Origin of the sequence: Enterococcus sp. LJL51 (assembly GCF_049894025.1) — a bacterium.
GTDB lineage: Bacteria > Bacillota > Bacilli > Lactobacillales > Enterococcaceae > Enterococcus_L.
In genome coordinates, this window is record NZ_JBNEQE010000005.1 from 190,050 (window position 1) to 211,717 (window position 21,668).

General features: G+C 40.1%; 16 protein-coding genes and 1 other annotated feature. Of the genes, 7 read left to right on the forward strand and 9 right to left on the reverse strand.

What is annotated here, in order from left to right; all coding sequences use genetic code 11:
* Positions 1–26 precede the first annotated feature (26 nt).
* The 7 genes from ACPWSO_RS07385 to ACPWSO_RS07415 all read left to right on the forward strand — a co-directional run bounded on the left by ACPWSO_RS07385 (position 27) and on the right by ACPWSO_RS07415 (position 8,120).
* Positions 27–710 carry a FadR/GntR family transcriptional regulator gene (locus ACPWSO_RS07385; RefSeq protein WP_426082255.1) on the forward strand — a complete coding sequence of 228 codons (684 nt, stop codon included), beginning with the start codon at positions 27–29 and terminating at the stop codon, positions 708–710.
* 134 nt (positions 711–844) lie between these two features.
* Positions 845–1,903, forward strand: coding sequence for a mannonate dehydratase (uxuA, locus tag ACPWSO_RS07390; RefSeq protein WP_426082256.1), 1,059 nt, complete (start codon positions 845–847; stop codon positions 1,901–1,903).
* Positions 1,896–3,209, forward strand: a complete 1,314-nt coding sequence (locus tag ACPWSO_RS07395; protein ID WP_426082258.1) for a PTS sugar transporter subunit IIC — start codon at positions 1,896–1,898, stop codon at positions 3,207–3,209. Before uxuA ends, ACPWSO_RS07395 begins: the two co-directional genes overlap by 8 nt.
* A 25-nt stretch (positions 3,210–3,234) precedes the next feature.
* Positions 3,235–4,647 (forward strand): glycoside hydrolase family 1 protein, encoded by a 1,413-nt coding sequence (locus tag ACPWSO_RS07400; RefSeq protein WP_426082307.1) that lies wholly within the window; start codon positions 3,235–3,237, stop codon positions 4,645–4,647.
* A gap of 121 nt (positions 4,648–4,768) precedes the next feature.
* Positions 4,769–5,674, forward strand: a complete 906-nt coding sequence (gene gnd / locus ACPWSO_RS07405; RefSeq protein WP_426082259.1) for a phosphogluconate dehydrogenase (NAD(+)-dependent, decarboxylating) — start codon at positions 4,769–4,771, stop codon at positions 5,672–5,674.
* A gap of 2 nt (positions 5,675–5,676) precedes the next feature.
* On the forward strand, positions 5,677–7,110 hold the full coding sequence (locus ACPWSO_RS07410; RefSeq protein ID WP_426082260.1) for a gluconokinase: 1,434 nt from the start codon (positions 5,677–5,679) through the stop codon (positions 7,108–7,110).
* Between the two features lie 182 nt (positions 7,111–7,292).
* Entirely contained in the window at positions 7,293–8,120 is an 828-nt protein-coding gene (locus ACPWSO_RS07415) for an enhanced serine sensitivity protein SseB (RefSeq protein ID WP_426082262.1), read from the forward strand.
* A gap of 619 nt (positions 8,121–8,739) precedes the next feature.
* Here the strand turns inward: ACPWSO_RS07415 and eno are convergent.
* From eno to ACPWSO_RS07460, 9 genes are all read right to left on the reverse strand, one after another.
* Entirely contained in the window at positions 8,740–10,038 is a 1,299-nt protein-coding gene (eno, locus tag ACPWSO_RS07420) for a phosphopyruvate hydratase (protein ID WP_426082263.1), read from the reverse strand.
* A 160-nt stretch (positions 10,039–10,198) separates the two neighbouring features.
* Complete coding sequence (tpiA, locus tag ACPWSO_RS07425; RefSeq protein ID WP_426082264.1) at positions 10,199–10,954, reverse strand: triose-phosphate isomerase; 756 nt, start codon at positions 10,952–10,954, stop codon at positions 10,199–10,201.
* A 160-nt stretch (positions 10,955–11,114) separates the two neighbouring features.
* A complete protein-coding gene (locus ACPWSO_RS07430; RefSeq protein WP_426082265.1) occupies positions 11,115–12,308 on the reverse strand; it encodes a phosphoglycerate kinase in 1,194 nt (397 codons plus the stop codon).
* Between the two features lie 425 nt (positions 12,309–12,733).
* Positions 12,734–13,735: a type I glyceraldehyde-3-phosphate dehydrogenase gene (gap, locus tag ACPWSO_RS07435; RefSeq protein ID WP_426082266.1), complete on the reverse strand. Its 1,002-nt coding sequence runs from the start codon at positions 13,733–13,735 to the stop codon at positions 12,734–12,736.
* Between the two features lie 38 nt (positions 13,736–13,773).
* Positions 13,774–14,811: a sugar-binding transcriptional regulator gene (locus ACPWSO_RS07440; protein ID WP_426082267.1), complete on the reverse strand. Its 1,038-nt coding sequence runs from the start codon at positions 14,809–14,811 to the stop codon at positions 13,774–13,776.
* A gap of 377 nt (positions 14,812–15,188) precedes the next feature.
* Positions 15,189–16,064 (reverse strand): YitT family protein, encoded by an 876-nt coding sequence (locus ACPWSO_RS07445; RefSeq protein ID WP_426082268.1) that lies wholly within the window; start codon positions 16,062–16,064, stop codon positions 15,189–15,191.
* A gap of 524 nt (positions 16,065–16,588) precedes the next feature.
* Complete coding sequence (gene aspS, locus ACPWSO_RS07450; protein ID WP_426082269.1) at positions 16,589–18,358, reverse strand: aspartate--tRNA ligase; 1,770 nt, start codon at positions 18,356–18,358, stop codon at positions 16,589–16,591.
* Positions 18,359–18,575: 217 nt separating this feature from the next.
* On the reverse strand, positions 18,576–19,874 hold the full coding sequence (gene hisS / locus ACPWSO_RS07455; RefSeq protein WP_426082270.1) for a histidine--tRNA ligase: 1,299 nt from the start codon (positions 19,872–19,874) through the stop codon (positions 18,576–18,578).
* A gap of 147 nt (positions 19,875–20,021) precedes the next feature.
* Positions 20,022–20,231 (reverse strand) — a binding site (T-box leader).
* A 123-nt stretch (positions 20,232–20,354) separates the two neighbouring features.
* On the reverse strand, positions 20,355–21,665 hold the full coding sequence (locus ACPWSO_RS07460; RefSeq protein WP_426082271.1) for a PTS sugar transporter subunit IIC: 1,311 nt from the start codon (positions 21,663–21,665) through the stop codon (positions 20,355–20,357).
* Positions 21,666–21,668: the final 3 nt, after the last annotated feature.

Sequence of the window (21,668 nt, forward strand, 5' to 3'; positions counted from 1 at the left end):
TTCATCAGATGAGTGAGGGGTTTATTATGAAAGAGAAAAACAAAAAACTACCTGAACAAGTTGCAGACAGCATCATCGACTATATCCATGCACATAATCTTCAGGTTGGAGATCGTCTGCCAAATGAATTTGATTTAGCAAAAGAGTTGGATGTGGGGCGTAGCACCATCCGAGAAGCCGTTCGCTCCCTCGCCTCCCGAAACGTTTTGGAGGTTAAACAAGGATCTGGTACCTTCATCAGCGAAAAAAGAGGCATAGCTACTGACCCTCTCGGCTTTTCGTTGATTAAAGACAGTCTAAAGCTGACAAAGGATTTATTCGAAATTCGCTATCTTTTGGAACCGCGCGTAGCAGCATTGGCAGCTGAACATGCCAGTGAAGAAGAGATTGCAGCAATCGACTCCATACGCAAACAAATTGAAACGGTTATGAATACGGACACTGAGCTGCAGCTGCAGCTAGACATTGAGTTTCATTCGTTGATTGCTAAAGCCAGCAACAACGTAGCCATGCATCACTTAATCCCAATAATCAATGAATCTGTCCTGCTATACAACGACCATTATACAAATCAGCAGGTCAAGCAGGAAACGTTAACCATGCATAGAGAAATCGTTGAAGCTATCAAAAAGCATGATAGCAATGGCGCCTACGATGCCATGATGATTCACATGGCCTATAACCGTATGAGCTTAACTCACTTTGAATAGCTGTTAAATCCATCGAAAGAATCTGCCGAGAGGTCTGGTTCTTTTTTTATATAAAAAAGAAAGCGTTCTCTATTGACAAATCATCAGACGTATTTTATAGTTAAATCATCAGATGATTTAAAGGAGGATTTCAAATGAAATTTAGTTTCAGATGGTATGGAAATGAAGACCCCATTTCGCTTGAAAACATTGCCCAAATTCCCAATATGGAAGGAATTGTCAGCGCTGTCTATAGTGTGCCGGCTGGAGAGATTTGGCCAGAACAAGCCATTTATTCACTAAAAGAAAAGATTGAAGCACAAGGGATGATTTTTCAGGTAGTCGAAAGCGTTCCCGTACATGAAGATATTAAATTAGGACGACCTACACGAACAAAATATATTCAAAATTACCAAGAAAACATCAGACGTTTAGCCAAAGCTGGTATTACAACCATTTGCTACAATTTCATGCCGGTTTTTGACTGGACCCGAACAGACCTGAGTTATGTCAATAAAGATGGTTCAACTTCTCTCATCCTAGATACTAAAAAAATAAAGAATTTAGATCCGTTTAAAGGAGATTTTTCGTTGCCAGGATGGGATGAATCCTACAGTAAGGATCAACTGAAAGATTTATTCGATGCTTATCAGACAATTTCAGAAGCAGATTTGTGGGAAAATCTGAAATATTTTCTAGATCAGATTCTGCCTATTGCAGAAGAAGTTGGGATAAAGATGGCGATTCATCCAGATGATCCGCCCTATGCTATTTTTGGATTACCACGGATTATCACTACAGATGCTGCCTTAGACAAGCTTCTTGCGCTAAATCCCAGTCCGGCTAATGGAATTACATTTTGCACCGGTTCATTAGGTGCACGGGTGGATAACGATATCTATACCATGCTGGAAAAATATTTGAAAAAGGGGCGCGTGTACTTCATGCACACCCGTAATATCCTGCTCCATGAAAATAATAGCTTTGAAGAAACTGCCCACATGTCAAAATATGGTTCTGTTGATATGGTAAAGGTACTCTCGCTGTTGAACGACTACCACTATCAAGGCTATCTAAGACCTGATCACGGCCGCATGATTTGGGGGGAATCTGGACGTCCGGGATATGGATTATTTGATCGGGCGCTGGGAGCTAGCTACTTAAACGGAATTTGGGAAACGTTACAAGCAAAAGGAGGAAAGAAACATGGATAACCGCAACTTTATGGACCGCTTTGCAGATGTTTTAGGAAATGTCGCTACAAAAATCAACAGTCTTCGTTATATCAAAGTTATCAAAGAAGCTTTTGCTGCATTAATTCCAGTGATTATTACTGGTGCATTCGGTACCCTCTTCTCAGCGATGGTTTTCGATACCGAAAACGGACTAGCTCAGTTGAAACCGCTTCAATTTTTAGGACAGCTAAAACCGATTGCTAACAGTATCTCTTATGTTACACTTAGCTTTCTAACAATTTATGCTGTATTTTTGATAGGAATCGAGCTGGCTAAGCTAAATCAAGTTAAAGGTGTTTTCCCCGGTATCATAGCTGTTATGTCTTATCTTTCGGTGAACCCAACCACCTACGAATTTCTTTTTGAAGAAAAATCAGTAATCGCTGAAAATGTTCTTGCTAAACAATTTACTGATACAAAAGGACTTTTTTTAGGAATGTTTATTGCTATTCTTTCTATCGAACTGTACTGTTGGCTTGGAAAACAGGATAAGCTCAAAATCAAAATGCCAGATACTGTACCCACAAATGTCTCTGCCAGCTTTTCTGCTCTATTCCCTACAGTTCTAACAATTGCTATCATCGCTACCTTAGGTTTTACTGTTAAAGCGTTAACCGGCATGTATATGTATGATATTATCTATAACTTAGTTCAAAAACCTTTGGAAAACGTTGTACAAGGTTTGCCGGGCATTTTGCTGTTAATGTTTATTGCTCAGGTTTTCTGGGTTATTGGTATTCATGGAAATCAAATGGTCAAACCAGTTAGAGAACCCTTGCTATTAGCTGCTATTGCTGTTAATACGGAAGCTTTCGAAGCAGGGAAAGAAGTTCCAAACATCATCACCATGCCTTTTTGGGATATGTACATGAGCATGGGCGGTTCAGGAGTGACCATCGGACTGCTGATTGCTATATTCATGGTAGGTAAACGAGATGATATGAGGGAAATCGCTAAACTGTCTGCTGCTCCTGGTATTTTTAATATCAATGAACCTGTTATTTTTGGGATGCCGATTATGCTGAATCCGATTTTAGCTATTCCCTTTATTTTAACCCCTTTAGTGACAGGAACCATTGGTTACGTGGCAACGGCTCTCGGTTTTGCTGCAAAAGCTGTCGTGATGGTTCCATGGCCGATGCCGCCGTTGGTCAATGGTTATCTGGCTACAGCTGGAGATTTGGGTGCAGTCATCACTCAATTGATTTGTATTATTGTTTCAGTATTAATTTATCTGCCATTTGTTAAGATTTCTAATCGGCAGCAGCTTAATTTAGAAAACTAAATTCTTTCTGGAGGTAAAATAAATGATAGACATAACTATTCCTGAAAATTTTGTGATTGGAGCGGCTTCTTCTGCTTGGCAGACAGAAGGCTGGAAAGGAAAAAAAGAAAATCAGGATTCCTTTCTTGATCTCTGGTATAAAAATGAAGCATTTGTTTGGCATGATGGCTATGGACCTGACGAAGCAACTGACTTCATGACCCATTATCAAAAGGATATTGATTTAATGAAGGAAATTAAACTTACTCATTACCGAACCTCCATTAACTGGTCTCGCTTTTTTACAGATTATGAAGCACTAACTGTCGATGAAGACTATGCAGCCCATATCAATCGAGTAGTGGACGCTCTTATTGCTGCTGGTGTTGAACCAATGCTATGTCTTGAGCATTATGAAGTCCCAGGTGTTCTTTTAGAGAAATACGATGGCTGGAGCTCAAAAAAAGTTGTTGAATTATACGTTAAATATGCTGAAATTGCCTTTGAACGCTATGCTGACCGAGTGAAGCACTGGTTTACCTTTAACGAGCCAATTGTGCCTCAAACCCGCTGTTATCTTGATGCTGTTCGCTGGCCTCACGAGCAAGACTCTAAAAAATGGATGACCTGGAATTACCACAAAGCATTGGCAACTGCTAAAGCTGTTAAGCTCTTCCACGAGAAAGAGTATGCAGGACGTATCGGCTGTATTTTAAACCCAGAAATGGTTTATGCCCGTTCCAGTGCTGTCCATGACCAGAAAGCTGCTCATATGTATGACCTGTTCTTTAACAAAGTATTTTTCGACCCAATGATTTTAGGCGGATATCCTCAAGAGCTGATTGAACTATGTCAAGCGAACAATATCATGTTCCCAGCAACAAAAGAAGAGCTGAAGCTGATTAAAGAACATACAGTTGACTTCCTAGGAATCAATCAGTACTATCCTAAAAGAGTGCGGGCTCCCCGCTACCAATGGAACCCTGAAACACCCTTCCACCCAGAAATGTTTTACGAAACTTTCGACTTACCCGGAAGAAAAATGAACAACTCCCGCGGCTGGGAAATTTATCCCAAAGTAATGTACGATATGGCTATCTATCTAAAGGAGAACTACGGTGATATCCCTTGGCTGGTTACCGAAAACGGGATGGGACGTGAACAGGAAGAGCTTTATATAGATGAAGCAGGCATCGTCCAGGATGATTACAGAATAGATTTTATTTCTCAACATCTTGCCTGGCTCTTGCGTGCAGTGGCAGAAGGTGCTAACTGCGAAGGCTACATGCTTTGGGCATTTACCGATTGTGTCTCGCCAATGAACGCTTTTAAAAATCGTTATGGCCTTGTAAGAATCGAATTAAATGAAGAACGAACACGGTCTTTGAAAAAATCCGCCGGCTGGTATAAATCACTGGTTACTGAAAGGAAGCTTCATTTAACAAACAACTTAACTTAATCAGAACCTTGCGAATCGCTCTTTCTACTTTTTTACAACAGCTTCTTTCCTCGATGGAAAGAATTTGCTGGTGGATTAGGAAGAGCTTTTCCTATATCATATAATGAGGAGAATATACTACATGAATATAGAAATGATTGGTATCGGAAAAATGGGGATGGGTATCTTAAATAATCTAGCTCAGAAAAACTGCTACTCTATTCATTGTACAGACCTTGATTTAACTTTGCGGAATTCGGTTGAGCAATCTGGTGCACGCTTTTTCAACACTTTGGAAGAGCTGCTTTCCGCTAGACATGAAGAACAACGACTTGTTTGGCTAATGCTGCCAGCTGGAAAGACTACAAATCAGCTGGTTAAAGACTGCTTGACCTATTTGAAGCCAGGCGACATACTAATCGATGCTGGTAATTCGAAATATACCGATAGCCAGAAAAATTATCAACACTGCTTAAAAAAGAAGGTACATTTTTTTGATGTAGGAACATCTGGCGGGATGACTGGGGCATTAGAAGGAGCCTGTATGATGGTCGGCGGCAAAGAAAAGCATTACCAGGAGATAGCCTCGTTAATCGAAGACCTCTGCGTTCCTGAAGGTGTTCTTTATTGTGGTCCGGCCGGCAGTGGTCATTATCTGAAGATGATTCACAACGGTATTGAATACGGTATGATGCAGGCAATCGCAGAGGGTTTTGACATTTTGAATCATGCGCCCTTCGATTATGACCTTGCTAAGGTTGCTCATGTTTTCAATCACGGCTCAGTAATTAGAAGCTGGCTGATGGAATTGACAGAAAATATCTTTTTGCATCCAGAACAGTTAAATACTATCGAAGGTATCATTCCTTCTTCAGGTGAAGGTCAGTGGACGATTGAAGAAGCCCTTCGTTTGAAAATACCAGCGCCAATTATTACTCAGTCCCTTCTCTTCCGCTACTCTTCAGAGAATACCGACCGTACAACAGAAAAAGTTGTTGCGCTTCTACGAAATCAATTTGGCGGACATGCCACAATCAAGGAGGAATAAATGTGTCAGACAGCAGCGTACTAACCATCGACATCGGCACAACTGCAATTAAATTTTCCCTCTATCAGGGAAAGAATCTGATTGAAAAAAGAGAAGCTCGTATTCAAACCTATACTGGCGAAAACGGGAAAATCTACCAAAAACCTGAGGAAATTCTGACTCAGCTGAAAGCCGGTATCACAGCCTTTTCAAAGCTGGAACTGAAATCAATTGCCACAATTGCTCTAAGTACAGCCATGCACAGTCTCCTGCCGGTCTTTAAAGACGGCAGCTATGGCGAGCTGCTGCTTTGGTCAGACAGTCAGGCAGCAGCTTCAACAGCGGCCTTTAAGAAGCTGCCGTTTAGCCGGGAAGTCTATCAAAAAACCGGAACACCGATTCATTATATGTCGCCTTTTTCCAAGCTGCTTTATTTTAAACAACAAGATATTTTGCAAAATAATGTAGGTAAATGGATTGGGCTAAAGGAGCTTGTTGTTGCTTACTTTACCGGTAGCTACTGTCTTGATTACTCCACTGCCTCTGCAACGGGTCTGTTTAACAGTCTCGATCTGGATTGGGATCAGGATATCCTCAGTTACGTTTCTATCGAGCGCGAACAGTTGGCAGAGCTAATTGATACAGATGTGCTTCTGCCTATCCAATTGGAAACAAAACAACAGCTGGGATTGGCCTCAAATGTCCAGCTCTTAGCAGGTGCCAGCGATGGCTGTCTGGCGGCATATGCCGGCTATTTAAATACTGGACTAACAACCAGCATCACCTTGGGAACCAGCGGTGCTGTTAGGCAGCTAACCAACAAACGACAGCTGGATAAGAACGGGCAGACATTCTGCTACTATCTAAAAAAAGATTTATGGGTTATCGGTGGACCAAGCAATAATGGTGGCGCTGTCTTAGAATGGGTTAGCAACCTGTTCTGGGAAAATCCTACTACACTCTTTGATCACTTGAATCTGATTTTAAAAGAGACCAGTATCGGTGCTGATGGTCTGACTTTCCTCCCCTTTATCAATGGCGAACGTGCCCCTTTCTGGAATTCCTTTTTCAAAGGTTCCTTTCAAAATATTACTATGACACACAACAGGAAGCATTTTGTTCGAGCAGCAGCCGAGGGCATATTGCTAAATTTGCGGATGATTATGGACGCAAACCAAATTGAGGAGGATGCGGTTTCTATTAACGGCGGTGCTTTTCGCCATGAAGAATTAGCAAAACTAGCGGGTGCCATTTTCGGCAAAGACTGTCTACTTTCAACTAACAATGAGCCAGGCTTTGGTCTACTTAGTTTAGCGAAACAAACATTCACTGCCGTTCCTTCTACTTCGTTTCAGCGCATCAAAAAAAATAATGAGTTAGCTTCTGCCTATCAGGACATCTATGAGAATTTCTTAACTAAAATTGAGCAGTATAAACTTCAACAACAAGAAAATTGAACAGTCCTCAACTATCTGAAATTCCCAAGATAGTTGAGGCTTTTTCTGTCGTTTTTCAAAAGGACATTTACAGTCTTAGAAAAATAGAGGATAATTAACGTTAGACCATAAGATTCAAAAATGTCTCAATCCAAAAATTCTAAACAAGTCCAACTATTCGAAATCATCGGAGGAAAATCTAAATGGGGTTATTTGATAAATTTAAAAAGAAAAAAGCTGGAGCTTCTAAGCAATCAGTCGAAGCTGTTGAAAATCCACAGCTGCTGGCACGGTGGGAAAATTACCTTGCTGATACGACTGATGAACACCTTAATCAATTCTATGAAGAAGTATGTACTCGGGCAGTTTTTCTATTACTCGCTGCACCATTGGATACGAAGCTTGCAAACGGAACCAATGTGCTAAAAGAAAAGACCAGCATTGTGTTTCCTTTACTAGAAAATGCCAATAATGAGCATTACTATCCTGCCTTTACTGACTGGAAGGCTGTTAGTCATTGGAAGCAGGCTCCATCAAACAATGCTTTTGTCTTTTCTTTTGATGACCTTGCTTCAATGATTATAGGCAATCCGACTATCACTGGCCTGTCCATTAATCCATTTAATGAAAATATTGTCTTATCCAAACAGCTTATTCAGCATTTAAAAATGAGAAAAGACATTCTGGAAACTGGACATTCGGAAATAAAAGTAACCGAAGATACTGCCGTTCAGTTGGGGCAGCCGGAGCCTTATCCAACTGAATTAGTCCGTCAACTAGACAACTTCTTTAACAAGCAGACAACGGTGAACCGTGCTTGGATTCAATTAATGAAGAAAGAAGCTGAAACCAGCTATCTATTAATTGTTGACTTCGAAGGAGATAAAAACAAGCTATTTCCTGTCATTGCAGAAATCACAACGCCTTATCTTAATGGCTTGTATATCGATATGATTCCCTATACTTCTGAGGAAGGCTTTGTAAAAAATGCCACTCTGAATCTGGCTCCTTTCTATTCACGAAATAACTAGTCTGCAATTTTATCAAAGATCAAATAAATAAAGTGCAAATGCTACTTAATTCTCAATAAAATATCACTAGTGTTGCAAAGAAAAATTAATGGCTAAACATGCTTCAGACCAATAGAAGTGACAGTGAGATGAAAGCCATCTACTGCGCCAATATTCGACTTTTTTCCATTTTCAGCAGATTCGTATTTTCAAATCATTCTGACTATATCTCTGCAACACCAGTGATTGCTGCTATATAAAAATCAGATTTACAAAAATGTATTCGTGAAAATAGAAAAACGCTACTCCTATATTTACTTCACTACCAGGTTGATATATCCTTTAAAAGAAAACTTATTAAATCATAGTCATCATATGAAATACTGACAGTATAAAAATTTTTTTCACCTTCTTTTATTTAAGATTCAGCAATTTTTTACTTACCAACAGACAAAGCTCTGTTGCCTATATTGAGAGTCCTCTCACATCACGATTCAGCAAATATTCTTCTAACAATTCACTTAACAGCACAAAAAAACACTACCTCTCCTCTAAATTTTATAGAGAAAAGATAGTGTTTTATGTTTGTAATTCATTTAATTAAACCAAACTACAAACATCCCTTTTATATCAAGGATTCTTATTTGTTTTTAAGGTTGTAGAAAGATTTCAACCCTTTGTATTCAGCTACATCGCCTAATTGGTCTTCGATACGTAATAATTGGTTATATTTTGCAATACGGTCAGTACGTGAAAGAGAACCAGTTTTGATTTGTCCAGCGTTTGTTGCAACTGCGATATCAGAGATTGTAGAATCTTCAGTTTCACCTGAACGGTGAGATACAACAGCAGTATAGCCAGCTTCTTTAGCCATTTCGATTGCTTCAAACGTTTCAGTTAAAGTACCGATTTGGTTTACTTTGATCAGGATTGAGTTAGCGATACCTTTTTCGATACCTTCAGCTAATTTAGTTGTGTTTGTTACGAATAGATCGTCACCAACTAATTGAACTTTGTCGCCTAAAGCAACAGTTAATTTTTTGAAACCATCCCAGTCATTTTCATCTAAGCCATCTTCGATTGAGATGATTGGGTATTTCGCGCATAATTCTTCGTAGAATGCGATCATTTCTTCAGTTGTTTTTTCGCCTTCGCCTGAATCAGCTAAAACGTAAACACCTTTTTCTTTGTCGTAGAATTCAGAAGAAGCAGCATCCATAGCAAGAACGATATCTTTACCAGGTACATAACCAGCTTTTTCGATTGCTTCGATGATTACTTCGAAACCTTCTTCATTTGAACCAAGGTTAGGAGCGAAACCACCTTCGTCACCTACAGAAGTAGCTAAACCGCGAGCTTTTAAGATTCCTGCTAATGCATGGAATACTTCAGCACCATAACGTAACGCTTCTTTAAATGTAGGAGCGCCTACAGGCATGATCATGAACTCTTGGAAGTCGATACTGTTATCAGCATGAGATCCGCCGTTGATGATGTTCATCATTGGAGTTGGCAATACTTTTGTATTGAATCCGCCTAAGTAGTGGTATAAAGGTACTTCTAGGTAATCAGCAGCAGCACGAGCTACAGCGATAGAAACACCAAGAATAGCGTTAGCACCTAATTTACCTTTGTTAGGAGTTCCATCTAATTCGATCATTGCTTTATCAATTGCCATTTGGTCACGAACATCGTAGCCAATGATTGCTTCAGCGATGATGTTATTAACGTTGTCAACTGCTTTAACAACCCCTTTACCTAGGTAACGAGATTTGTCGCCATCACGTAATTCAACCGCTTCGTATTCACCAGTTGAAGCTCCAGATGGAACCATTCCACGGCCAAAAGCTCCGCTTTCAGTGTATACTTCTACTTCGATTGTTGGGTTACCGCGTGAGTCTAAGACTTCGCGTGCGTAAACATCAGTAATAATTGACATGTTTTGTCTCTCCTTTGAGTTTGTTTTATACTAAGGGGATTCGAGCTCCCTTAATTATGATTGTAGTGAATAATCCTAAGCTATGCAAACATTTTTTGCGTATTTCATAAATTATTCGATGAATCTTCGATTTATTGCGTATCTTAATTATAAGTCTGTTTTATTTAACAGCCTCTAACAATGCTAAGAATGAATCAGCTTCAAGACTTGCTCCGCCGACTAAAGCACCGTCAACGTTTTCTTTTGCCATATATTCAGCAATGTTTTCTGGTTTTACAGAGCCGCCGTATTGGATACGAACTGCTTCTGATACTTCTTTACCGTATAATTTTTCTACAGTTGAACGAACAACACCACAGATTTCATCCGCAATGTTGGCATCTGCAGATTTACCAGTACCGATTGCCCAGATTGGTTCATAAGCAATAACTAAATTACTAACTTGTCCATCTGTTAAGCCTTCCAATCCAGCAGTGATTTGACCTTCAATCCACTCAGCAGTTTTTCCTGCTTCATAGGTTTCCAGAGATTCGCCGCAACAGAAAATTGGAATCATGCCGTTAGCAAAGATTGCTTTGGCTTTTTTATTGATTTCTGCATCAGTTTCATGGAAATACTCACGACGTTCTGAATGGCCGATAATTACATAGTCAACACCTAAATCAGCCAATGCCGCAGGAGAAGTTTCTCCTGTGAAAGCACCTGATGTTTCCCAGTAGCAGTTTTGAGCTGAAATTTTCAAATCAGTTCCTTTTGCCGCTTCAACTAACTCTTGTAAAAATAATGCAGGAGATCCAATGACAGAATCTACTTTATCATTTGTAGGAATCTTCGTTTTTACTGCTTCAGCAAAGTCTTTTGCTTCTTTAGCGTTCTTATTCATTTTCCAGTTACCAGCGATAATTGGTTTACGCATCTAAAGACACTTCCTTTTCTTTTAATATCCAGCTTTTATTATTATCCAGCTTCTCGATTCAACCGCCTCGGCAAATAGATAAAATTAAACTAAACACTTACTTTGACTTTAGTTAATTTTCCTAATTTGCTCTGAGTTTAAACGAATCTTTCAGCTTTTATTATTTATCGTTAATAGCTGCAAGTCCTGGTAAAGTTTTACCTTCAAGCAATTCCAAGCTTGCGCCGCCGCCAGTTGAAATATGTGTGAATTTATCAGCAAAGCCTAATTGGATTGCAGCTGCCGCTGAATCGCCACCGCCGATGATTGTTGTTGCATCTTCAAGATTAGCGATTGCTTCACAAACCCCAATTGTTCCTTTAGCAAAGTTGCTCATTTCAAATACGCCCATAGGTCCGTTCCAGACAACTGTTTTCGCACCAGCTAATTCTTTTGTGAACAGCTCGATTGATTTAGGTCCGATATCTAAGCCCATGTAGCCCTCTGGAACAGCTTCTCCATCAGTTACAACAGTTTCAACATCATTGCTGAATTCATTTGCGCATACAGAATCGATTGGCAATACTAGTTTGTCGCCAGCTTTTTCAATCAATTCTTTAGCCAAAGTCACTTTATCTTCTTCTACTAGTGAGTTTCCGATTTCAATGCCTTTTGCTTTGTAGAATGTATAAGTCATTCCACCGCCGATAAGGATTTTATCTGCTTTAGAAATTAGATTTTCGATTACGCCGATTTTATCCGACACTTTCGCACCGCCTAGGATAGCTATGAATGGACGTTTTGGTGCTTCTACTGCTTCACCGATGAATTTGATTTCTTTCTCCATCAGGAAACCAGCTACAGTTGGAATACCAGTTGATGCAATTCCAACATTTGAAGCATGTGCACGGTGAGCCGTACCAAATGCATCGTTGACAAATACATCGCCTAATGAAGCCCAGTATTTACCTAATTCAGCATCATTTCCGCTTTCTTTCTTACCATCAATATCTTCAAAACGAGTGTTTTCAAATACTAAAACATCGCCGTCTTTCATGTTATTTACTGCAGCTTCCAGTTCAGCTCCGCGTGTTTCAGGAACAAATGTTACTGGTTTGCCTAATAACTCACCTAAACGTTCAGCAACTGGTTTTAATGATTTACCAGCTTTATCTTCTTCCGTTTTCACACGACCTAAATGAGAGAAAAGAATTGCTTTTCCGCCGTTTTCAATCACATATTTAATTGTCGGCAGTGCTGCTACAATACGGTTGTCATTCGTAATCACGCCATCTTTCAATGGTACATTGAAGTCCACACGAACTAATACTTTTTTGTCCTTTAAATCTACATCTTTGATTGTCTTTTTAGCCATTCGTAAATTTCCCTCCTGTTTGTATATAAACCCTATTACAGAAGCAAGCAATATATGTGTACCTGCAATCTACTACCGCAGAAAAAGGCTGCTCTTCATACATAGTAGCTTCTAAAGAATTTATATAGTTAGTATGTTTACGGCAGAAAACGCCCAAAGGTTTTCTCTGTCGCCGTCTATTTTACCACTATTTATGATTTTCATAAAAAGAAAAGCGGAACGCATAGAGCTAGACTACATGGCTAGCTCATTTTTCAGAAATCATTTTTCTGTAAAAACGATTTAAAAATGAGTCCTACTCTCGTACGCATATTATTCTACTAGAAGCTCCTGCAACAGTAGAACTAACAAAAAGCGGAGAAGCGCGTTGCTTCCCCGCTTAATATTCTCTGCATTTCTGTTAAGACGAATGTCGAAACCAGAAATTATAAGTTAGCGAAGTACTCTAAAGTACGAACTAATTGTGCAGTGTAAGACATTTCGTTATCGTACCAAGCAACAGTTTTCACTAATTGTTGGTCGCCAACTGTCATTACTTTTGTTTGAGTAGCATCGAATAATGAACCGAAAGTCATACCTACGATATCAGAAGATACGATTTGGTCTTCGTTATATCCGTAAGATTCGTTAGCAGCTTTAGCCATTACTTCGTTTACTTCTTCAACAGTAACTTTTTTGTCAAGAATAGAAACTAATTCAGTTAATGAACCAGTAGCTACAGGAACACGTTGAGCAGCTCCATCTAATTTACCGTTCAATTCTGGAATAACCAAACCGATTGCTTTAGCAGCACCAGTTGTATTAGGAACGATGTTTTCAGCAGCGGCACGCGCACGACGGAAGTCTCCGCCTGGGTGTGGTCCGTCAAGAGTCATTTGGTCACCAGTGTAAGCGTGAATTGTAGTCATTAGACCTTCAACAACACCAAAGTTATCTTGTAAAGCTTTAGCCATAGGAGCTAAACAGTTAGTAGTACATGAAGCACCTGAAATAACTGTTTCTTTACCAGTTAAGATATCATGGTTAGTGTTGTAAACGATTGTTGGTACGTCATTTCCACCAGGAGCAGAGATAACAACACGTTTAGCACCAGCTTTTAAGTGTAATTCAGCTTTTTCTTTTGAAGTGAAGAATCCAGTACATTCAAGAACGATGTCTACACCTAATTCGCCCCATGGTAATTCCTCTGGGTTACGGTTAGCAAGAACTTTAACTTCTTTACCGTTAACGTTGAAAGATCCATCATGAACTTCAACAGTTCCGTTGAAACGTCCTTGAGTTGTGTCATATTTTAACAAGTGAGCCAACATTTTAGCATCTGTTAAATCATTGATTGCTACTACTTCGATTCCTGCTACATCTTGGATACGACGGAATGCTAAGCGTCCGATACGTCCAAATCCATTAATACCTACTTTAACTGTCATTAAAGATTTCCTCCTTATGAAAATCAAAAATTTTTATTTTAAAGGGTTGCCCCTTTTAAAATCTCATTTGCTGCGGCTTCATCTGTGATAAGCCACGTTTGTTCTGGCGCATTTTTCATATATGCCCGAATGGCCTTTGCCTTCAATTTTCCTCCGGCAATTGCTACAACATAAGGAATACTTTGTACATCCTTCAGCTGCAGACCAATTCTTGGAATCTTATACACTACTTCTCCTTCTTCGTTAAAGAAATAGCCAAAAGATTCTGCTACAGCATTTTTTTGTTTCAGCATAATCATTTCTTCATCGGACATTTTTCTCCGGGCTGCCATATGCAGCGCCCTTCCAATACCGTGAACAACTCCATTGGAGCGGCTGATTAGCTCTAAAACTTCTTGAATAGAAGGTTCCTGAAGCAAAGAATCATACGTCTCTTTACTCAGCTGCTCGGGGATATACAACGCCCGATGCTGCCCCCCAGTGTTATGAGCCATTACTGCACTCACTGAGTTGGCTTGAACGGTCAGTGCTTCTCCGATGCCTCCTCTTGCAGGAACAAACAGATTGTGTCTTGTCTCAGTTTCAAGAAGACCCATGTGCTCAGCGGCCTGAGCCATTGTTGTTCCGCCCATGACGGCAATCACGTTGTTGCCCTCAGGTAAAAGCATGTCCAGCGAATGCGTCAGTACTTCGCCAAATTCATCTAATACCTTGCGCTGATTATCACTGTTTCCGGCAATTACGATACAGCGCTGAATACCAAAAAGCTGAGCAATTTCGATTTCAATCTGTTGAATACCGAATAGGAGATTCATCATCTTTTCAAGTCCCTGATAAACGTCCATCCCTTTTTCAGTCAAGGTCATACCGCTTTTAGATGACTGAATTAACTGGAGCTGCTTTAGCATATCCGTTTCTGTACGTAAAACACGTTCAGTCAATCCCATACTTTCAGAAAGACTTTTTCTGCCGATTGGCTGCATCCAGTAAATGTTTCGCAGAATATGGTATCTTTCCTGCATTACATCAAGCATATCTGGAGCAACTGCCTCAATCATTTTCAATTCTTCCAGCATGATGGATTCCTCCGTTGGTCAAAAAATGTCCAAGTAAGACTAAAAACGACCTATGAACATTAAAAAAATAATCTAGCTACTCAACTTCTTTCAGTTAAATAGACTTTTTTTAACCTCACAAAGTAATTCTAGCAGTTTTCATAGTTCTTTTCAAGGAAAAGAACTCACTTTTTTTTGCTTTCATACATTTTCTTTCAGAGTGAAATTTTTCTGAATATTTTTACATTTTCAAAGCATTCTTAATAATAGATAAAAGCAGATAAAACGGAGATAGCCGCCACTGCTATTATGTTTCAAACCTCCAAATTTAAGCCGGCTCATTTCATTCTATTTCTCTGAGCCGGGTCCTTTAATCCCGCGTTCACTCCAAAACGCTGTTATAACTCTTCCTCATAAAACCGTCCTAAAATTTTGACGTTATCTGAAATACTAACGAAGGCTGAAGGATCTGCCTTTTTCATCGCTGATTCTAATGCCGGTAGTTCAAAGCGTGTCACAACTGTTAATAAAACCGTCTGTTTGTCGTGCTTATAAGCCCCCTCTGCCTCGTGGATGATTGTAATTCCACGACGCATTTTCCCTTGAATTTCATTAATTACCGCATCTGGATTTTTAGTGATGACCATTACCTGCATTTTCTTTTGCTTAGTATACACAGCATCAGTTACTTTACCACTGACAAAAATGGATAATGCGCTGTAAAACATATACTGCCAGCCAAATAGATAACCGGCTACAAAGACAATCAATGCATTAAAGTAAATTGAAATTGAGCCGACAGAACGACCTGTTTTTTTACGAATTGTAATACTGAAAATATCTAATCCGCCAGACGATAGACCATTTTTCAAGGCAAACCCGATTCCTGCTCCCATCACACCGCCGCCAAAAATAGCGCAGATGATTGGATCCGTAGACAGCACAGTCTGGGGAACAATCTGCATGAAAATTGACGTCAGAGCTACAGTGATAAATGTAAAGATAGTAAATTTCTTGCCTATTTTCAGCCATGCCAGAAAGAACAGCGGCAGATTTAAAGCGAATAATGTAACAGAAACCGGTACATTAAATCCAATCAGTTTGGTTGAAAGTGTGGTCAGAATTTGTGCTAATCCGGTAATACCGCTGGAATAAATATTTCCCGGCTGATAAAAAAAGTTCATAGCTACAGAAGCTAAAATTGCATACACAATCGATACGGACAGCTTTGTTGTGTAGTCGTTAACTGGTATATCAGCAATTGTTTTTTTCATATATTATCTGCCTCTCATCTATATTGCATTTTCTCCAAAGAAAATAGGACATAGTCTTCTACCCTGAGAAATAAGGCGGGTACAACGAAATTGTCACGAAAGACTGGACAGGAATCAAGGAGCTGTTGATTGATACCTGTCTAAAGCGTTCTTTCATTTTCAGTATGATTCGACTTATTTTTTTGAGGAAGTAGCCCCTGAAACGCTGTTTATTCGATTTTAGGTAATGGGAGTATGGTACTGTCTCCCCCTAATCTTGGTCCATTAAAAATCATTTGTCTCCAAAAATCAGATATTTGTGTAATTTCCACACACGCTCTAAATAGGATTATATATATTATACGAAATTTTCTTAATAATGAAAGAAGATTATCTGCGTCTATAAAAAACTTAAAGAGTAGTCCAGTAACTGTTTCGATTAATACCCGTTGCCTCCTTTTTTACATTCATCCCTGCGGCAGTTAGCTTATTTATATAAAAAAACAAGAGACATCCCGCGAACGGCGTGATGTCTCTTGGTCTATTTACTCATCTACTGCTGTTACGTCAAGATTCAGTTCGAATAACTGAAGCGGAGATACTGTACTTGGCGCGTTATTCATTGGATCAGCCGCTTTACCATTTTTAGGGAAGGCAATCACTTCACGGATATTTTCCTCACCAGCAAGCAACATGACCAAACGATCCAATCCTAAAGCAATTCCCCCATGAGGCGGGAAACCGTAGGAAAGTGCATCCAGCAAGTAGCCAAATTGCTCTTGGACAACTTCAGGCTCAAGTCCTAGCGTTTCAAACATTTTCTCCTGCAGCTCACGCTGATAGATACGAAGAGAACCTCCGCCCAGCTCATAACCGTTCAATACAACGTCGTACGCTTGTGCGTAAACCTTCTCCGGTGCTGTAGCAAGCAACTCAATATGCTCCTCACGCGGCAGCGTAAATGGATGGTGCGCAGAGACATAGCGTTCCGCATCTTCATCATATTCAAATAGCGGCCAGTCGACAACCCACAGGAAGTTGAATTTAGATTCATCAATCAAATTCAGCTCTTTCCCCATACGTGTACGGATAGCTCCTAAAGAGGCGGCAACGATTCCCGGAGTATCTGCCGCGAACATCAGCAAATCACCCACCTCAGCGTTAGTTACTTTAATCAGCTCATCAGTAATTTCTGTTAAGAATTTGGCAATTGGTCCTTTCAGACCGTCTTCTTCTACCTTCAGCCAAGCCAAGCCTTTAGCGCCAAACTGACTCACATACTGCCCTAAATTATCCATATCTTTACGAGAGTATTTGTCTGCAGCTCCTTTAGCATTCAGTGCTTTTACCTGTCCGCCGCTTTGCAGCGCCATTTGGAACACTTTAAACTCAACATCCTTAACAACTGGCGCAATATCAATCAGCTCCATATCAAAGCGGGTATCCGGCTTGTCACTACCGTAGCGTGCCATCGCTTCATCATAGCTAATACGAGGAAACGGCAGCGGCAGCTCTACACCTTTAGCTTCTTTCATTACCTTAGCCAGCATCTCTTCTGTCATTGTCTGAATTTCTTCAGCAGTCAGAAAGGTTGTCTCAATATCCACCTGGGTAAATTCCGGCTGACGGTCACCACGCAAGTCCTCATCACGGAAACAACGAACGATTTGATAATAACGGTCGAAGCCAGCACCCATTAATAACTGTTTAAAGATTTGCGGCGACTGCGGCAATGCATAAAAATGCCCTGCATGTACTCTTGAAGGAACTAAGTAGTCCCGTGCCCCTTCAGGAGATGATTTGCCTAGATAAGGTGTTTCTATATCCATAAAAGAACTGTCATCTAAATAATGACGAATTGATTTAGTCACTTGATGGCGAAGCTTGAAGTTCTCAGTCATCGCCGGACGGCGTAGATCAAGGTAGCGGTACTTCATCCGCAGCTCGTCGTTGACATTATTGTCATCTTCAATCAGAAACGGCGGTGTTTTTGCCTTATTAAGAATGGTAATAGCTGTTGCCATAACTTCAAACTCACCTGTCGGCATTTTAGGGTTAATCGCATCTGCATCCCGATAGCGGACTTTCCCGGTAATTTCGATAACGTACTCACTGCGGCATTTGTCTGCAATTTCCCATGCTTCTTTTGAATGTTCAGGGTTAAATACAATCTGAACAATCCCTTCTCTATCTCTAAGGTCGATAAAAATGACGCCGCCAAGATCCCGGCGTTTCTGAACCCAGCCCTTCAATACGACTTCTTTATCAACTAATTCCTTCGTTACATTTCCACAATATACTGTTCGTTGTACCATCATCATTCTCCTTTTCATTTGAGTTGAACCTGCGTTTGGGACATAAGTTAATGCCTGGACTCTTCTTTCTCTAAAATCTGAATAAACGGTGTTCCAAAAGTAGCTCTCTCGGAAATATGCCGAACTATCTCAAAAATATGAAAAGCTATTTTCGGATAATCCGTCTTATTTCTCGGAGCAAAACACTTTTGTCTCAACCTCTTTCAAAAATATCAGTTTAATCAAACATCACAGTTGTCATCTCATCATAAACTTCACCAAAATTTTCATAGATATCAGTCAGCTTGAACGGCTTTTCTTCCCGGCTTGCCATTCCTTTAACATTCACGATTCCTTCTGCAAGCTCGCTTTCACCGATTGTCAGAACCAGTTTGGCATTTAGCTTCGCTGCCGACTTAAATTGAGCCTTTGGTTTACGATTCATAAAGTCACGGTCAGCTGAAAATCCGAAATTCCTCACAGCCTGAACCAGTTTTAATGAAGCAATATTGGTTTCTGCTCCAATGCCCACAACATAGACATCTAATTCATCAATTTCCGGTAGTAGGATTTCCTCAGCTTTCAAGGTTAATAAAATCCGTTCAATTCCCATCGCAAAACCAAAACCAGGTGTTTCCGGTCCGCCCAGCTCTTCCACCAGACCATCATAACGTCCGCCCGCACAGACAGTTGACTGTGCACCCATACCAGGGGCTTCACTCATAATTTCAAAAATTGTCTGTGTATAGTAGTCCAGACCGCGAACCATATTTTTATCAATTGTATAAGAAATTCCCAACTCATCAAGCATATCTGTCACTGTTTCAAAATGTGTCTTTGATTTCTCATTCAGATAGTCCAATATTGAGGGTGCATCTTTAACGATTGCTTTATCTTTTCTATCTTTACTATCCAGCACTCTTAGTGGGTTTTCATGAAGGCGGCGCTTAGAATCTTCACTCAATTCATCTGCTTTCGGCTCAAGATAATCGATTAATGCCTGACGGTAAGCTGCACGGCTTTCTTTATCTCCTAAAGAATTGATAACCAATTTGATTTGATTGACACCAAGCTGTTTGAAGAAATCCATAGCCATAGCCATTGTTTCCACATCAACTGCAGGATTTTCACTGCCAAAGGCTTCTACCCCAATCTGGTGAAACTGACGCATACGTCCAGCCTGAGGCTGTTCATAACGAAACATTGGTCCGATATAATATGCCTTATACGGCTTCGCATATTCAGGTCCAAATAGCTTGTTTTCAACAAATGCCCGAACAATTGGCGCGGTCCCCTCCGGCCGTAAGGTAATGTGGCGGTCCCCTTTATCATAAAAATCATACATCTCTTTTGAGACAATATCTGTTGTATCACCTACACTGCGTGAAATCACTTCATAATGTTCAAAAATTGGTGTGCGAATTTCCTGATATTGGTAATCCCGGAAAAGGAGACGGGCTGTCTCTTCAATAAATTGCCATTGCTCTGTTGTTCCCGGCAATAAATCACTTGTGCCCTTCGGCTTTTGATAGTTCATTGATTGTTCCTCCATTCATTCTTTTCCTCATTAAATCTAACTATCGGTTTTATCATTTATCAGCATATTAGGATTTATTCAGTGCTGACTTCTTCTGATGCAGCTGAAAGCTGTCTTACAGAATAAAAAAATCCGTCCTTGTATCACTACAAGGACGGATGAATAATCATACGTGGTACCACCTAATTTTGAAAGATTGCTCTTTCATCTCAACGATTAACGCTCGCAACGGAATGGCTTTTCCTCCATTCATCTCCGGAATGTCTTTCAATCGTCTCCTTGAAGCTGCTTTCAGCCAGCGGCAGCCTTCTCTTGTACATAGGATTCAAGATTTACTCGTTCCTTCTTTGACTTTCAATATTATATATAAACTACTAGAGATTTTCATGAAAGTCAAGAAGAAATTCTCTGAATTTTATTAACCGAATACTCGCTACTTCATCATTATCTATAGTATACTATCTGATTCTTCCAGCTGGATTATGCCTTTTCTTCCATTTTATTGGAAAACATAACAAACGGCATGTAAATGAATGTACCTGCGACAATGATTACAATCTGTAAAATAGCTGCCCGGAAATCTCCTGCTGTTGCTAGATATCCGGATAAAACTGGAGGTGTAACCCAAGGAATAAGAATATAGGTCGGATTTACCAGCTGCAGACTTGTTGCAATATAAGCTAGTAAGGTAGATACCATTGGTACGATACAAAATGGAATTGCATAAACTGGATTAAACACGATTGGCAGACCAAACATCATGGGTTCGCTGATATTAAATAGACTAGATACACCGCCCAGCTTAGCAATCATCCGTTGATCTTCTCTTTTAGAAAACAACAGCACCGCGATAACCAGACAAATCATAGTTCCACCGCCGCCCATATAAACATACGCATCAAGGAATGGTTGTGTAACAATATTCGGTGCTGCCGAACCAGCATTGATTGCTTCCACATTCTGCTGTAGTGATGTCAGTAGGATTGGACCAGAAATAGCACCAAAAACAAAAGCACCATGAATACCAAAAATGAATACAAAGGTTGAAAGAAAAACATATAATAAAATTCCCGGAAGCGTTTGGAAGCCGCCTACTAGTGGTGCCTGTAAAATATTGACAATGATTTCCGGTATAGTCAGACCAGTCACCGTGCGCAGTACAACCTCACCGATAGCAAAAACACTTATTGTCAGAACAGCTGGGATTAAGCTGTTAAAGGATTTTGCGATTGCTGGCGGTACGCTTTCAGGCATCTTTATTTTCAAACGGTTATTTGCCGATAATTTTGTGACCATTGGCACACTGATTAAGGCAGCCAGAATACCTAGCAACATGGCAGAAGCACTTGTAAAGGTTTGCGTTAATGCACCGGATGTCTGAATCTCTGTTCCATCAAAGCCAGTAATATTAATTACGTTTGGCACAAGTGAAACATAGCATGCTAAGGCGATGATTCCTTCTAACGCACCATCTGAATGATAAGAACGAGCTAAACGAACACCAATTAGAAACGTTACCATTAAGCCTAAAATTCCAAGTGTGCCATTGTACGCCTGCAGACAAATTTCTGAAATTATTTCTCTGCCGGGAATCCCGCGCAGAAGTCCTGTATTCTCTGTCAAGAGTACATTATTCACCAGCAGGAAAAATGCTGCTGTAATAGTAATTGGAATCGTTGTAGCAAAGGCATCACGAATAGCTCCGATAAAACGATTGCTTGCGACTTTATTTGCATATAAAGCAATTTTTTCCCCTAAAGCTTCTTTGTTAAAAGCGCCGTCTTTCATCATGTG